This window comes from Bacillus yunxiaonensis (genome assembly GCF_037104695.1).
Classification (GTDB): Bacteria; Bacillota; Bacilli; order Bacillales; family Bacillaceae_G; genus Bacillus_A; species Bacillus_A yunxiaonensis.
Window position 1 is genome coordinate 92,368 of sequence record NZ_JBAWSV010000003.1, and the last position, 13,944, is coordinate 106,311.

General features: G+C 38.6%; 16 protein-coding genes. 11 read left to right on the forward strand and 5 right to left on the reverse strand.

Annotated features, from left to right (window positions below; genetic code table 11):
* Nucleotides 1-126 precede the first annotated feature (126 nt).
* The 3 genes from WAX78_RS09820 to thrB are packed head-to-tail and all read left to right on the forward strand — an operon-like array spanning nucleotide 127 to nucleotide 3,400.
* Complete coding sequence (locus WAX78_RS09820) at nucleotides 127-1,422, forward strand: homoserine dehydrogenase (protein ID WP_336482100.1); 1,296 nt, start codon at nucleotides 127-129, stop codon at nucleotides 1,420-1,422.
* Nucleotides 1,422-2,480 carry a threonine synthase gene (gene thrC / locus WAX78_RS09825; RefSeq protein ID WP_336482101.1) on the forward strand — a complete coding sequence of 353 codons (1,059 nt, stop codon included), beginning with the start codon at nucleotides 1,422-1,424 and terminating at the stop codon, nucleotides 2,478-2,480. The genes WAX78_RS09820 and thrC overlap by 1 nt, the downstream gene beginning before the upstream one ends.
* Nucleotides 2,477-3,400: a homoserine kinase gene (gene thrB, locus WAX78_RS09830; protein ID WP_336482102.1), complete on the forward strand. Its 924-nt coding sequence runs from the start codon at nucleotides 2,477-2,479 to the stop codon at nucleotides 3,398-3,400. The genes thrC and thrB overlap by 4 nt, the downstream gene beginning before the upstream one ends.
* Before the next feature lie 3 nt (nucleotides 3,401-3,403).
* Here the strand turns inward: thrB and WAX78_RS09835 are convergent, their stop codons facing one another.
* A complete protein-coding gene (locus WAX78_RS09835) occupies nucleotides 3,404-4,027 on the reverse strand; it encodes a YczE/YyaS/YitT family protein (protein WP_336482506.1) in 624 nt (207 codons plus the stop codon).
* Nucleotides 4,028-4,157: 130 nt separating this feature from the next.
* Here WAX78_RS09835 and WAX78_RS09840 point away from each other — a divergent pair, with 130 nt between their 5' ends.
* The 5 genes from WAX78_RS09840 (at nucleotide 4,158) to WAX78_RS09860 (ending at nucleotide 8,662) form a co-directional block, all read left to right on the forward strand.
* A complete protein-coding gene (locus WAX78_RS09840) occupies nucleotides 4,158-5,135 on the forward strand; it encodes a LacI family DNA-binding transcriptional regulator (protein WP_336482103.1) in 978 nt (325 codons plus the stop codon).
* Nucleotides 5,136-5,256: 121 nt separating this feature from the next.
* Nucleotides 5,257-6,066, forward strand: coding sequence for an SGNH/GDSL hydrolase family protein (locus tag WAX78_RS09845; protein WP_336482104.1), 810 nt, complete (start codon nucleotides 5,257-5,259; stop codon nucleotides 6,064-6,066).
* A complete protein-coding gene (locus WAX78_RS09850; protein ID WP_336482105.1) occupies nucleotides 6,063-6,980 on the forward strand; it encodes an ABC transporter ATP-binding protein in 918 nt (305 codons plus the stop codon). Before WAX78_RS09845 ends, WAX78_RS09850 begins: the two co-directional genes overlap by 4 nt.
* Entirely contained in the window at nucleotides 6,973-7,965 is a 993-nt protein-coding gene (locus WAX78_RS09855; protein WP_336482106.1) for an ABC transporter permease, read from the forward strand. Before WAX78_RS09850 ends, WAX78_RS09855 begins: the two co-directional genes overlap by 8 nt.
* A gap of 19 nt (nucleotides 7,966-7,984) precedes the next feature.
* Nucleotides 7,985-8,662, forward strand: a complete 678-nt coding sequence (locus WAX78_RS09860) for a uracil-DNA glycosylase (protein WP_336482107.1) — start codon at nucleotides 7,985-7,987, stop codon at nucleotides 8,660-8,662.
* A gap of 69 nt (nucleotides 8,663-8,731) precedes the next feature.
* Here the strand turns inward: WAX78_RS09860 and WAX78_RS09865 are convergent, their stop codons facing one another.
* From WAX78_RS09865 to WAX78_RS09875, 3 genes are all read right to left on the reverse strand, one after another.
* On the reverse strand, nucleotides 8,732-9,031 hold the full coding sequence (locus WAX78_RS09865; protein WP_336482108.1) for a DUF3817 domain-containing protein: 300 nt from the start codon (nucleotides 9,029-9,031) through the stop codon (nucleotides 8,732-8,734).
* A gap of 233 nt (nucleotides 9,032-9,264) precedes the next feature.
* The gene (locus WAX78_RS09870) at nucleotides 9,265-10,086 is read right to left on the reverse strand and encodes a Cof-type HAD-IIB family hydrolase (RefSeq protein WP_336482109.1); all 822 of its coding nucleotides are present in this window, start codon (nucleotides 10,084-10,086) and stop codon (nucleotides 9,265-9,267) included.
* A 237-nt stretch (nucleotides 10,087-10,323) separates the two neighbouring features.
* Complete coding sequence (locus WAX78_RS09875; protein WP_336482110.1) at nucleotides 10,324-11,607, reverse strand: purine/pyrimidine permease; 1,284 nt, start codon at nucleotides 11,605-11,607, stop codon at nucleotides 10,324-10,326.
* Between the two features lie 96 nt (nucleotides 11,608-11,703).
* On the opposite strand from WAX78_RS09875, the gene WAX78_RS09880 reads away from it, so the two are divergent.
* The 3 genes from WAX78_RS09880 (at nucleotide 11,704) to WAX78_RS09890 (ending at nucleotide 13,415) form a co-directional block, all read left to right on the forward strand.
* Complete coding sequence (locus WAX78_RS09880) at nucleotides 11,704-12,696, forward strand: potassium channel family protein (protein ID WP_336482111.1); 993 nt, start codon at nucleotides 11,704-11,706, stop codon at nucleotides 12,694-12,696.
* Nucleotides 12,697-12,702: 6 nt separating this feature from the next.
* Nucleotides 12,703-12,984: a YwdI family protein gene (locus tag WAX78_RS09885; protein WP_336482112.1), complete on the forward strand. Its 282-nt coding sequence runs from the start codon at nucleotides 12,703-12,705 to the stop codon at nucleotides 12,982-12,984.
* 62 nt (nucleotides 12,985-13,046) lie between these two features.
* Nucleotides 13,047-13,415 (forward strand): DUF423 domain-containing protein, encoded by a 369-nt coding sequence (locus WAX78_RS09890; protein ID WP_336482113.1) that lies wholly within the window; start codon nucleotides 13,047-13,049, stop codon nucleotides 13,413-13,415.
* A gap of 88 nt (nucleotides 13,416-13,503) precedes the next feature.
* Here WAX78_RS09890 and gerQ read toward each other — a convergent pair whose 3' ends face one another.
* Complete coding sequence (gene gerQ, locus WAX78_RS09895; RefSeq protein ID WP_336482114.1) at nucleotides 13,504-13,929, reverse strand: spore coat protein GerQ; 426 nt, start codon at nucleotides 13,927-13,929, stop codon at nucleotides 13,504-13,506.
* Nucleotides 13,930-13,944 lie beyond the last annotated feature (15 nt).

The following is a 13,944-nucleotide window of genomic DNA, read 5'->3' on the forward strand; positions in this document are numbered from 1 at the left end:
ACTTGGTAGCGTTTTCTTCGTAAGGAGCAACCTTTATTGTTCGGAATGTTCCAAATATATTGTTTTTTTGAATTTTACCTTATATAATGGCACCTAAATACAATTTTTAGAGGGGTGGACAGTATTATGAATGAAATTCGAGTTGGACTATTAGGTCTTGGAACTGTAGGAAGCGGTGTGGTGCGTATTATTGAAGATCATCAAGATCGTTTAGCGCATCAAATCGGTTGTCCTGTCAAAGTAACAAAAGTGTTAGTACAAAACGTAGAAAAAGAACGTGAGGTCCAAGTAACCCCTACATTATTAACGAAAAATCCAGATGAGATTATAAATAATCCAGATGTTGACGTTGTGATTGAAGTGATGGGCGGTGTAGATGAGGCAAAAGCGTATATTTTACAATCGCTGCAAAACGGAAAGCACGTTGTAACAGCAAATAAAGATTTAATGGCACTTCATGGTGCAGAACTTCTTACTGTAGCAAAAGAAAATCAAGCTGATTTGTTTTATGAAGCAAGTGTAGCAGGTGGTATTCCGATTTTGCGAAGCATTGTAGAAGGTCTTTCTTCTGATCGGATTACGAAAATGATGGGAATCGTGAACGGAACAACGAATTTTATTTTGACAAAAATGTCTGGAGAAGGGAGAGCATACGAAGACGTGTTAAATGAAGCGCAGCAACTTGGATTTGCGGAAGCAGATCCAACATCAGACGTTGAAGGGTTAGATGCGGCACGAAAGATGACAATCTTAGCAACACTAGGCTTTTCTACAAATGTAGAACTTCATGATGTGAATGTAAAAGGGATTACATCCATTACGGAGGAGGATATTACATATAGTAAGAGCTTAGGTTATACAATTAAGTTAATCGGTGTAGCGAAGCGTGATGGCGAAAAATTAGAGGTGACAGTAGAACCAACACTGCTGCCAAATGCGCACCCGCTTGCGGCCGTTCAAAATGAGTATAATGCGGTATATGTATACGGCGAAGCGGTAGGAGAAACAATGTTTTACGGACCAGGTGCAGGAAGTTTACCAACAGCAACAGCTGTTGTATCTGACTTAGTTGCGGTTATGAAAAATGTACGCCTCGGTGTAACGGGGAATAGTGCTGTGACTCCGCAATATGAAAAAGTATTAAAAGAGGCAGACGAAATTTATGTGAAGAAGTTTCTACGCCTTCATGTGAAAGATGAAGTAGGTGTGTTTGCAAAAATTACATCTCTGTTCTCTGAACGCGGCGTAAGCTTCGAAAAGATTATTCAAATGCCATTACAAGAGAAAGGAGCAGCTGAGATTGTCATCGTTACACATCGCGCATCCCTTGCAGACTATGCGTATATTTTAGAAACGCTAGAAACGTATGAAGAAGTGGATTGCGTGAAAGCGAATTACCGTATTGAAGGAGATGCTCGCTAATGTGGAACGGACTACTTGCTGCTTATAAAGAATATTTACCGATTACTGATCAGACGCCGGCCCTTTCGTTATCAGAAGGAAATACACCGCTTATTTTATTAGAAAACCTTTCAGAAAAATGGGGTGTTTCTATTTATGCGAAAGTAGAAGGGGCAAACCCAACTGGTTCCTTTAAAGACCGCGGGATGGTTATGGCGGTAGCGAAGGCAAAAGAAGCTGGCAGCAAAACAGTTATTTGCGCTTCAACAGGAAATACATCTGCGTCTGCGGCTGCTTATGCAGCGCGCGCAGGTTTATCTTGCATTGTTATGATTCCGAATGGAAAAATTGCATATGGTAAGTTAGCTCAGGCAGTCATGTACGGAGCTGAGATTATTAGTATTGACGGGAATTTTGACCATGCTTTGCAAATGGTGCGGAAGCTAAGTGATTCATCGCCCATTACACTTGTAAATTCAGTGAATCCGTATCGCATTGAAGGGCAAAAAACAGCAGCATTTGAAATTTGTGATGCACTCGGAAAAGCGCCTGATATTTTAGCCATTCCAGTTGGGAATGCGGGCAATATTACAGCATACTGGAAAGGGTTTACGGAGTATAACGAAAAGCATGGTACAGGTTTACCGGAAATGCGCGGTTTTGAAGCGGAAGGAGCAGCAGCGATTGTACGCGGATATAAAATTGAAGATCCTGAGACAGTTGCCACTGCAATACGCATCGGTAACCCTGCAAGCTGGGATAAAGCCGTTGCAGCTGCTCATGATTCAAATGGAAAAATTGATGAGGTAACAGATGCAGAAATTCTTCAGGCCTATGAATGGCTTGCCAAGTATGAAGGGATTTTTGCAGAGCCTGCTTCTTGTGCGTCGCTTGCTGGTATTTATAAGCAAGTACAAACAGGAGAAATAACAAAAGGAAGTAAAATCGTCGCTGTTTTAACAGGAAATGGTTTAAAAGATCCTAACATTGCAATTGATACAAAAAAAGTTCAGCCGCTTGTTTTGCCCAATGATGAAAAGGTTGTGTTTGAACACATTCAAGGAGCTGTCCTGCGATGAAGGCGGCTCCCATGTTTACAATTCGTGTGCCTGCCAGTACAGCAAATCTTGGGCCAGGCTTTGATTCAATTGGTCTTGCGGTAAGTAAATATTTAACGGTAGATGTATTTTCGCATTACAAATGGGAGTGCAAGGCGAAAACACCACTTCTTCAGGGTGTTCCAGAAGATGAGAATAATTTACTGATTGAGACTGCTAGGGGAATAGCCGCTCGTTATAATAAGGAGCTTCCATATTGTAGTCTCTATCTCGATAGTGATATTCCATTAGCAAGAGGACTTGGAAGCAGTGCCTCGGCAATTATTGCCGGAATTGAACTTGCCGATCAGCTCTGTGAATTGCATTTATCTAGAAGAGAAAAGTTATTGATTGCAACGGAAATAGAAGGACATATCGATAATGTTGGAGCGGCATTATATGGTGGACTTATAGTAGGAACATATGATGGAAAAGATATTTCATTTGTTTCACAACCCATTCATGACGTAGAACTTGTTGCAGTTATTCCTTCATATGAACTAAAAACAATTCATGCAAGAGATGTGCTTCCGAGTAGGTTGGTATATATGGACGGTATTCGCGGCAGCGGTGTTGCCAATGTGCTTGTAGCCGCTTTATGTAAAGAGGATTGGGTGCTTGCTGGGGAAATGATGAAACGGGATGTGTTTCATGAACCGCACCGTAAGCAGCTCGTTCCTGAATTACAAAAACTTCATGAATTAGAGCATGGGAATGTATATGGTGTTTCTTTAAGCGGTGCCGGGCCAACTGTGCTTTGTTATGTGAAAAAAGGAAGTGCTGACGAAGTGAAGATATGGCTGCAATCTATTTTTAGTCATTGCGTGGTAGAAACGCTTCAAGTTGTCAACGAAGGGGTTCATATTATACATGAACAACAAAAGCCCATTGAAAGTATATAGCTTTCAATGGGCTTCTTGCGTACGATAACTTTGTAATACTTTTGAGCCGATTTGAATAAATGCTTGAATGATCCAGCCTGTTGTAAAAGATAGAATAATGGTACCAAAATAAATGGGTCCATGTAACATGAAACTACCAACTAAAAATAGACAAGCTAGAGAAATTTCTGTTTTCCGAAAGGACCACTTTGTTTTTTCAGAGATTGTTAAAACAAATGCTTCTTGCGGCGCAGTGCCAAGCTGTGATGAAACATAGATACCAATACCTGCTCCAACAAATAAATTTCCACATATAAGTGTTATATACTTTGGAAGAGCTCGAATGCCATCCATTATGAATGCAACTGAGCCGATCATATCAACAAAAACAGAGATTAAAATCATCGTCATGATTGTACCAAATGTAATCTGCTTTCGGTTCATAGACAGTACGATAAAGGTGAAGATAAGATTAATAATAAACATCCAAGATCCGATGCTTAAACCAAAATTTTGATATAAAGCAATGAAAAGCGAATCATATGGACTAAGACCAAATGAAGTAATCGTTGTCATCATATTTATACCGAGAGAGAGTAGCAGTAATCCACCTATAAAAAAGATATACTCTAGCTTAATTTTCATAATGAAACACAAATCCTTTCTTAATAAGCTTGCTAGCAAAGGATATAATGTGAAAAGCTTACCAGGTCAAGGGGTACATTTCTAAAATTTATTTGTATGCGATAATATGAATGGTGGGAAGGAGGATTTTATTATGCCAAATATAAAAAAAATCGCAGAAATGGCAGGTGTCTCAATTTCTACCGTTTCACGCGTTTTAAATAATCATCCGTATGTAAATGAGCAAAAACGAAAAGAGATATTAGCAATTATCGAAAAGTTAAATTATACGCAAAATTCGAATGCCATCCATTTAGTAAGAGGGAAAACGAATGTTATTGGTGTGCTTCTTCCATTTGTAAATAATCAATATTACAGTGCAATTATAGAAGGTATTTCAAGAGAGGCCGCAAAACATAATTACAATATGATGCTCTGTCAAACGGGTTATAGCGCGGATAAAGAAATAGAGATTTTGAATATGTTAAAGATGAAAAAGTTAGACGGAGTCATTATATGTTCAAAAGTCAATGCTTGTCAGGAGATTGAAAAGTACGCAAAATTTGGTCCAATTGTGACGTGTGAAGATACAGCATCAAGCACAATTTCTAGCATTCATATTGATCATTACAAAACGTTTGCTCTAGGAATGGAATATTTAATAGAAAAGGGACATACACGAATTGGTTACTGCGTTGGACGAAGTAATAGCTTCAACAGTCAAAATCGAAAACAGGCGTACCGGGACGCTTTATCCTCTATTCATGTTAGGCCGAAAGAAGAGTGGGAGTTTGTAGACTGCTTTACAATAGAGGACGGGACACGTGTTGTTCAATCACTGCTTCATATGAAAGAGCGTCCAACAGCCCTTCTCGTATCTTGTAATCATATTGCAGCGGGTATTGTAACAGCCGCCAAAAAAAGTGGCCTTTCTATTCCAGGTGATATCACGATTATTGGTTGTGATGATCAGCAAGTTGCAGAGATACTAGATATTACAACAATTGCTCATTCGAGTGTGGAGGTTGGTGCAGGTGCATTTACAATTTTGCATGACCAAATTGCGAGTATAGAAAAAGAAGGAAAAAGAATTGAGTTATTTGCGAAATTAACGGAAAGACTGACAACATAAGGAGTAAAGCACAATCTTCATTAAAGTGATTGTGCTTTTTTCGTAGGCTGATGAAAATCGCTTTTCGAATTTTCGTTTGGTATAATATGGTCAATCTATAAGGGGATAAAGGGGTTTTAGCATGAGACCGAAATTTGTGAAAGCTATTTTATTCGTTACACTTGCATCTTTTTGTTTATTTGCTTACGGCTTTATTGCTGGCGTAAACGATGTTCTAAATCCGAAAGCTTCTAAGTTAACTCCGGCCGTGCAAAAAGAAGCAAAAGGGAAACAACAAAAAGAAACGTTACAAATTGTTAGTTTAGGTGATTCTTTAACGCGCGGTGTTGGAGATAAAGAAGGTATTGGATATATTGGACGTTTGAAGAATGAATTGCAAACAAAATATAAACAAAAGGTAGCGCTTACAAATTTAGCAGTGAGTGGAGCAAAAATGCCTGATTTACTGAAACAAATGGAAAGTGGCGGCGCCGAGTATGCAATTAAGCAAGCTGATGTGCTTGTTCTGACAATTGGGGGAAACGACTTATTTCCGGGATGGGAATCGCTTGGGAATCTTAATTTAACGACGTATCACCCTGATACAGTAACATTTCAAAATAATGCGAAGCAAATTTTATCCAAGCTGCGACAGTTAAATCCAAACAGCCCCATTTTCTGGATTGGTTTGTATAATCCATTTGAAGATGTGGAAGAGTTAAAAGGCTCGTCTTCGATTGTTGTTGATTGGAATGCGTCATTAGAAAAAACTGCACTTGATTATCAAAACGTATATGTTGTCCCGACATTTGATATGTTCCAAAATCGCGGCAAGGATTTATTATATTCTGATCACTTTCACCCGAATGAAACAGGCTATACATTCATAGCGGATCGTTTATTACAAAATGTTGTGAGTCAATTAAAGCTTGCTGGGGGTGAAGAGAAATGACGATAGTGTTGTCTGTACGAAATTTAAAAAAAGTAATCAAGAAAAAAACGCTTGTTGAAAATGTGTCGTTTGATATACAGCAAGGAGAAGTATTTGGTTTTTTGGGGCCAAACGGAGCGGGGAAAACAACAACGATTCGTATGCTTGTCGGTCTTATTCAAGCAACAGAGGGAACAATTTCAATCGGTGGTTATGATATAAAAGAAAATTTTCGCGGAGCGATGAGGCAAATTGGAAGTATCGTTGAAAACCCTGAACTGTATACATATTTGACTGGCTTTGAAAATTTAAAGCAATTCGCTCGCATGCTAGGCGGGATTTCTGATGAGCGTATTATAGAAATTGCAAAAATGGTACATCTTGATGAGCGCATTCACGATAAGGTGAAAACATATTCACTTGGAATGAAGCAACGCCTTGGGATTGCACAAGCTCTTCTTGGGAACCCGAAACTTCTTATATTAGATGAACCGACGAACGGACTTGATCCGGCTGGTATTCGAGAACTTCGCGAATTTGTGCATACGCTTGTGAACGAGGAAAATATTAGCGTATTCATCTCTAGCCACTTGTTAAGTGAAGTGCAAATGATTTGTGACCGGGTTGCGATTATCAATAAAGGGAAAGTGATTACGGTAGCAAGGGTTGAAGAATTAGTGAAGCAAGCGAGTGGCCGCATGGAGTGGATTGTGACACCGCTTGAAAAAGCAAAGGCATTGCTTGAAGAATCTGATGAAGTGACAGAACTTGTAATAGAAGAAGGGCGATTATTATGTCGTATGAATCAAGAACGTGTAAGCTTTTATAATAAGAAATTAGTAGAACATGATGTAGACGTTCATAGTGTAAAAGAAATTGTATTTACATTGGAAGATTTATTTATGGAACTAACAAAGGGGGAGCAGCATGCGTGAATTTGCGAACCTCGTCTATAATGAGGCGGAGAAAATATATCGAAAGAAACGTATTGTAGTAGTCATGCTCATTTTGGCAATTTTAATTCCAATTTTTGTTTATGCACAGTATCGGGAAGTACAGACGACTATAAAACGTCTTGGTACAAGTGATTGGAAAGTATCATTGCAGCAGCAAATTGTTGATTCGCAAAACCGCTTAAATAATTCGCGTCTGCCCGAAGAATGGAAGAAATGGTTAAAGGTAAATGTGGAGCAGCAACAATATTATTTAGATCATAATATTAATCCAAGTGCCCCAGGAGCACCGACATTTGTACGCGCATTTATTGAACAAGGAATTACGTTATTTATTCCGCTTCTCGTCATGATTATAGCAATTGATATCGTATCGGGAGAGCGAAGTGACGGAACGATGAAAATGCTCCTTACTCGACCGATTCGGCGCTGGAAAATTCTTTTAAGTAAATACGTGACGATGGTGTTGTTTATTTCGCTCATTTTGCTGTTTGTCGGTGTTCTTTCGTATGTGTTATCAGGCGTTGTATTTGGTTATTCTGGATGGGGTTTGCCGGTGCTGACAGGGTTTATCACTGAGAAGAATACATTAAACACAGCCTTTGTTCATCTTATTCCGCAGTGGCAATACATTGTGATGGCTTACGGGCTTGCCTGGTTTGTAGCGGTTGTCGTCGGTACAATCTCATTTATGGTTTCTGTACTGATTCGCAATACGCCAGCTGGTATGGGGGTTATGCTGGCGGCGTTAATTGCTGGAAATATCTTAAATAATTTTGCAACATCTTGGGAAGGTGCAAAATATATTTTTAGTGTTAATTTATCATTAACGGATTATTTATCAGGACAGTTACCGGCATTGCCAGGATTATCGATGAGCTTTTCATTACTTAATCTAACAATATGGGCAGTTGTATCGCTTATTATTGCTTTTGCAGTATTTACAAAACAAGATATGGTCAATTAATCCGATAGGAAGTGAAAGAATGGAACAAATATTGAAGAATGATTGGGCACCGTTACTTGCACCTGAATTTGAGAAACCATACTATGAACAATTACAATCATTTTTAAAAGAAGAATATCATACACATGTTGTGTACCCGAAGCAGGAAGATATTTTTAATGCTTTGCATTATACAAGCTATCAAGATACGAAGGTACTTATTTTGGGACAAGATCCATATCATGGGCCAAATCAAGCGCACGGTTTAAGTTTTTCAGTGCAACCTGGCGTACGCACGCCGCCGTCACTGCAAAATATGTACAAAGAGCTGCAGGATGATCTAGGTTACCCAATCCCGAATAACGGCTATTTAGTAAAATGGGCAGAACAAGGTGTACTTTTACTAAATACTGTATTAACTGTGCGTCAAGGAGAAGCCAATTCTCACAAAGGAAAGGGATGGGAAATTTTCACGGATCGGATTATTGAGCTGTTAAATGAACGAGAAAAGCCAGTTATCTTTGTGCTATGGGGACGACCTGCTCAGGCAAAGAAAAAGCTCATTACAAATCCAAATCATTATATTATCGAATCTGTTCATCCAAGCCCATTATCAGCACGCCGAGGGTTTTTTGGCAGCAAACCATTTTCAAAAATAAACAACTTCTTAGTAGAACAAGGAGAGCAGGAGATTGATTGGCAAATTCCAAATATCTAAATAAGAGTTCTTTCATTTAGATATCTATACGTGCAAAAGCAGATCACTACATATGTAGTGATCTGCTTTTTATTTATCTTCTTCTTCTTTTTTTAATTTCGCATCTAGTACGAACGTACCAAATGGAAGAACAGATGCAATAAGCGCACCAAATACCCATGATTTTGACTTATGATGAGTAGTGGTTACTTGAAAGACAGCGTAGATGAATAGTATAAACAAGACACCGTGTGCCATACCTGCTACAGTAACTGCTTTTGAAAAACCCGCAAAATATTTCAGTGGCATTGCGATGAATAGAAGGATTAGAAAAGAAATTCCTTCAAGTAATCCAATGACTCTCAAACGTCCAATCGGTGTTGATAACATAAAATGACCTCCTTATATAAGCTTGTCTATGGTAAATTTGTATTCTTTTTATGAATAAAATAGTCTATTTTGTTCCATTATAAACCAAAATGAACTTTACACTATGGAAATAGTGTAAAGTTCAAAATATCTTCACAAGCTGATAAAATAAAAGATAAATCCCGCTGAAATATTTGACTTCAGCAGGATTTTATAGATGGTTCGTTCAACTAATCCTTAACAAGCAAACAGCTCTACACAAGCACTTCACTGTTTAAAACAAATTGTTCTACGACTTTTGCAACACCGTCATTCATGTTTGTGTCTGTTACATAATTAGCAATGGCTTTAATGTCATCAGGTGCATTGCCCATTGCAACGCCAAGGCCAGCAAATTCAATCATTGCTAGATCATTATAGCTATCACCCATTGCGATAACCTCTTCACGTTTAATACCAAGTTTTTGGATGAGTTGGTTTAAGCTTGTGCCCTTTGTTACGCCAGCTTCTGTAAATTCTAAGAAGAATGGCTTTGAGCGCATAACACTTAATTGGCCTTCAAGTTCTTGTTGTAATTTTTTTTCAACTTCTGCAAGGCGTTCTGGTGCTTCCATCATTAATACTTTTACAACAGGTTCTTTCACTGCATCTACAAAACTATCAACTTCAATAATTGGCATACCCGTAATATGAGCTTCAACTTCTGTATATTCATTATTTTCCTCTGTTACAATGTCATCGCCGATGTACGTATGAATCCAAACGTCCTCGTTTTGGCTTGTTTTGTATAAATTATGAACGATTTCAGGTGATAACGTACTGCTAAATAATTCTTCGTTTGTTTTGCAATTAATAATTTTTGCACCGTTAAACGATAAAATAAAACTTCCGTATTCTTCTAAATTAAGTTCTTTTGCAACCGCCCACATCGCAAATGTTGGACGGCCAGAAGCTAGTACAACTTTTACGCCGCGCTCTTGTGCTTTCATCAGAGCTTCTTTTGTACGCGGTGAAATGGTATGGTCATCGCGAAGTAATGTATCATCTAAATCTAGTACAATCATTTTATAAGACATTTGAATGGTCCTTCCTATATGAGTTTAGCATAAATTATAAGGCATCGAATTTCTTTGTAAATGGAATCGATTCCGTATGAATCCATATACGAGCAGAAGGATCTTGTCTGCTCATATATGTCTCTATTATCGTAACAACACTTAAAATAGACTGCAATGCTTGAAGTTTGCCAATTTGGTTTACATTTTGTGTCGATTTATTTAATTAACCTAGGCGGGAAGGGTGTTTGTTAAGATTTATGATGCTTGTTTTTCCGTTGAACGAGAAAATAAAACTTCTAGTATAATGGCCATTACAGAACCGAGTACGAGGCCGTTGCTTAAAAAGGATGCAAGAAACGGCGGAAGTGAAGAAAAGGCTCCTGATGGGATAAACATGACACCAATCCCGGTAAAGAGAGCGAGACCGGAAACTTTGAATAAGCGCTCTTTATCTTTCACAGTTTCATATTCCCGAAAAGCTAGCCCAATCATACTTGCAAATACAGGATAAATAGCTGCATAACCAACAGCTACTGGAATTGCTGCAAAGAAAGATGTAACTTTCGGAAATAAGCTAATAAGAATAATGAAGGTTGAACCTAGAATAAACGGTAATCGTTTATAAATATTTGTTGTTGAAATAAAACCAGCTGATCCAGAAATAGCAACAGGTCCAATTGCTGAAAAAAGGCCCCCTAGAATCTGGTTGATGCCAGTAATAATCCCTGCTTGTTTAAAACGGTTTTGCATTGCGGTTTCTTCATGTTTTGAAACAACTTGTTGCACAACGCGAATACTTGCAAGCATGTTTGTAAGCAATAGTAGTGTTACGAAAATAACAGTAATGACCATATTCCATTCAGCGCGGGGTACACCGAAAACAAAGATAGAAGGAAGATGGACGATATCATTTACTGGTGTAATCGGATTAGAGAGTCCGAAGTAAGCAAATAGCATCCAACCGATTATGATACTACATAAAACAGAATATTGTCCTAGAACAGGTAGCTTCATAATAAAGAATGATAGTAAAATAATAATGAGAGAAAGAAGAAGTACTTTTCCTTGTACTTCTTTATGTTGTCCATCAAGACCAAACATCCCTTTCAAAAAGGAGCCGCTTAGCTGGGCAACGAGAAGAAATAAATATGTTCCGACGACCGTTGGTGTAAAATAGCGTACGAGCTTATCGATAAGTCCCAATACACTAAGAAGGATACAAATGAGACCGCTTAGTAAAAAGGAATATTGCAGTACACGAAGTGTTTCACCACTTGATCCAAATAACACAATTCCGAGGCTTGCGTATAACGAAAATATACCCCACCAAAGTCCAGCAGGTCCCTCTTGAATTGGTAATCGATGTCCAAATACAGCTTGTAATATGCCAGCAAAGCCAAGAACAAATAATGTTCGTTGTACAAAAGCGATAGCTTCTGCCCCTTCAAGTCCGTAACTAGCAGCAACACTAATCGGGACAATAAGACTACCGGCTAAAATAAATAATGCCCATTGTAAGGCAGACAGCAATGTTTTCATCTTATCGACCTCTTTCTTGTATTCCGTTTCTAGTATATATGTATTTGATTTGTTGTGGCAAAGATTGAACATAGAGAAAAGAGATGAAAGAATATCATGAGTGCACGTAAACAATTGACTATTGCAATTATATGTATGTGTTTCGTTGTAATTGTTGGAACAATCGGGTTTATGATAATAGAAGAGATTAGTATGTTTCAAGCATTTTGGATGACAATGATTACTGTATTAACAGTCGGATATGGGGATGCCGTTCCATTAACGAAAGCAGGGAAGGTTTTTGCCCTTTTAATTATTCCGCTTGGCGTTGGTATTGTGACGTATGCGATCGGGGTAGTAGCAGCTATGATTGTTGAAGGGAATTTATTTCAGGCGGTGCGGAGGAAGCAGATGGAGAAACAAATTGCAGAAATAAAAGATCATATTATTGTGTGCGGATGCGGCAGGGTTGGCTTGCAAGTTGTGCAAGAATTACGGGAAAAAAACATGCCTTTTATTGTTGTCGATAGAGAAGAGTCCGTATTAACGGAGCAAAAGCTTTTATATGTACACGGAGATGCGACAGATGATGAAGTGTTACATAAGGCTGGTATTACGAGGGCAGCTGGTTTAGTGGCAATCGTTGCGAGTGATGCAGAAAATGTGTTTATTACATTAACCGCAAGAGGCCTAAACCCGAATATTAAAATTATAGCTCGGGCAGAAAAACAAGAGTCAGAAGAGAAATTACGCCGCGCTGGTGCGAATAAAGTTATTAATCCTTCTAGTATGGCGGGAATTCATATTGCAAAAGGAATTGCGAACCCTTTCACTGTTCATTATATAGATACGGTGTTATATGGAACGGACCAGAATTTTGCTATTGAAGAAATTGAAATGGCTGCAGGGTCATCTTTAATTGGAAAAACATTAATGGAAGAAAATGTAAGGAATCGTTTTGATGTTACGATTTTAGCGATTTTGCGAGATGGACATATTATTCATAACCCAACAGGGGCGGAAAAGTTAGCAGAACGTGATATGATAATAGTATTTGGTCCAGTAGAGAAATTGGAGCAATTTGAGAAAGAATTACAATACACGAGGTGATAAAGAATGCAAATATCTAGCGATAAGGTTTTAAATAAAATGGCAAGCGAAATTGCAAAAGCGAAAGGAAGCGAATCACATAAAACGAAAGAACATCTTCTAGTTGTTCGTGCATTATGCGATTTATTGCTCGAAGAACAGACGGAAGCTCCTGTGTATGTTGAGCCGAAAATACAAACACAATTTATATCGCCGCAAATGCCGATTCAACCAACTGCTACATTTTCAGGAGAGCCTGTATATATAAAAGAAGAGGATGCAAACGGAAACTCTCTTTTTGATTTTTAAAAGTTAAATAGTTGGATTGTGTGTAAAAATTTTTTATTATAAAAATAAAAAGGGGAATTCCAATGAAAATTTTCTTCTTATTAGGTTGTATTGCAGCTGCATTATCTGTTGCGCTTGGTGCATTTGGAGCGCACGGGCTTGAAGGGAAAATCTCTGCGAAAATGTTAGAAGTTTGGAAAACAGGTGTTACGTATCAAATGTTTCATGCAGGTGGATTATTTGTTGTAGCTTTGTTAATGGACAAAATTCAATCTTCTCTTGTAAGCGCAGCAGGCTGGTGTATGGTGGCAGGTATTATTCTGTTTTCCGGAAGCTTATATGCATTAAGTACAACTGGCATGAAATTTTTTGGCCCAATCACTCCGCTTGGCGGCGTAGCGTTTATTGTAGGCTGGATTTTACTAGGAACTGCGGTTGTAAAAGGTTTATAAAGTGAAACTTCCATCAGTGGGGGGAACACCGCCCGCAAATAGCGGGATAAAAATAAAACAAAAGCTGGCATTTGCCAGCTTTTTCTTATTATCTTGGAGGATAAGTTGCTGGTTGTTGTGCCGGGAAGTAGATGATTTCTCCAGGAAATTCTACATAATCAAGATAGATCATAAGCAGTAAATAACGTTTTCCGGACTTAGGTTCACTTACAATGATATGATCGCGTCCTGCAGCCTCAATGATGCCTGTATAGGATTGTGTACCAAGTGTGCTGCCGCGCTCATATGTCATGAAAAAAGTCGCTGGTTTTCCTTTGTTTAAACGAAGGATATTTTCAATATACGATTGCTCAAGTGGAAGCATGCCTTGAGAAGCGGCAAGTTGCGCCTGAGCAGCTTGTGGTGTTGGCGGTGTTGTCATTTGTTGTCCTGGTTGCCCAGGTTGCGGTTGCATATACCCGCCAGATGGTTGATAAAATCCTCCCCCATAGTATGGGTTTTGTTGCTGTGCCATACAAAATCCCTCCTC

Coding starts and splice junctions, on each gene's coding strand:
- WAX78_RS09820 (WP_336482100.1), top strand. CDS start 127: ATGAATGAAATTCGAGTTGGACTATTAGGTCTTGGAACTGTAGGAAGC.
- thrC (WP_336482101.1), top strand. CDS start 1,422: ATGTGGAACGGACTACTTGCTGCTTATAAAGAATATTTACCGATTACT.
- thrB (WP_336482102.1), top strand. CDS start 2,477: ATGAAGGCGGCTCCCATGTTTACAATTCGTGTGCCTGCCAGTACAGCA.
- WAX78_RS09840 (WP_336482103.1), top strand. CDS start 4,158: ATGCCAAATATAAAAAAAATCGCAGAAATGGCAGGTGTCTCAATTTCT.
- WAX78_RS09845 (WP_336482104.1), top strand. CDS start 5,257: ATGAGACCGAAATTTGTGAAAGCTATTTTATTCGTTACACTTGCATCT.
- WAX78_RS09850 (WP_336482105.1), top strand. CDS start 6,063: ATGACGATAGTGTTGTCTGTACGAAATTTAAAAAAAGTAATCAAGAAA.
- WAX78_RS09855 (WP_336482106.1), top strand. CDS start 6,973: ATGCGTGAATTTGCGAACCTCGTCTATAATGAGGCGGAGAAAATATAT.
- WAX78_RS09860 (WP_336482107.1), top strand. CDS start 7,985: ATGGAACAAATATTGAAGAATGATTGGGCACCGTTACTTGCACCTGAA.
- WAX78_RS09865 (WP_336482108.1), bottom strand. CDS start 9,031: ATGTTATCAACACCGATTGGACGTTTGAGAGTCATTGGATTACTTGAA.
- WAX78_RS09870 (WP_336482109.1), bottom strand. CDS start 10,086: ATGTCTTATAAAATGATTGTACTAGATTTAGATGATACATTACTTCGC.
- WAX78_RS09875 (WP_336482110.1), bottom strand. CDS start 11,607: ATGAAAACATTGCTGTCTGCCTTACAATGGGCATTATTTATTTTAGCC.
- WAX78_RS09880 (WP_336482111.1), top strand. CDS start 11,704: ATGAGTGCACGTAAACAATTGACTATTGCAATTATATGTATGTGTTTC.
- WAX78_RS09885 (WP_336482112.1), top strand. CDS start 12,703: ATGCAAATATCTAGCGATAAGGTTTTAAATAAAATGGCAAGCGAAATT.
- WAX78_RS09890 (WP_336482113.1), top strand. CDS start 13,047: ATGAAAATTTTCTTCTTATTAGGTTGTATTGCAGCTGCATTATCTGTT.
- gerQ (WP_336482114.1), bottom strand. CDS start 13,929: ATGGCACAGCAACAAAACCCATACTATGGGGGAGGATTTTATCAACCA.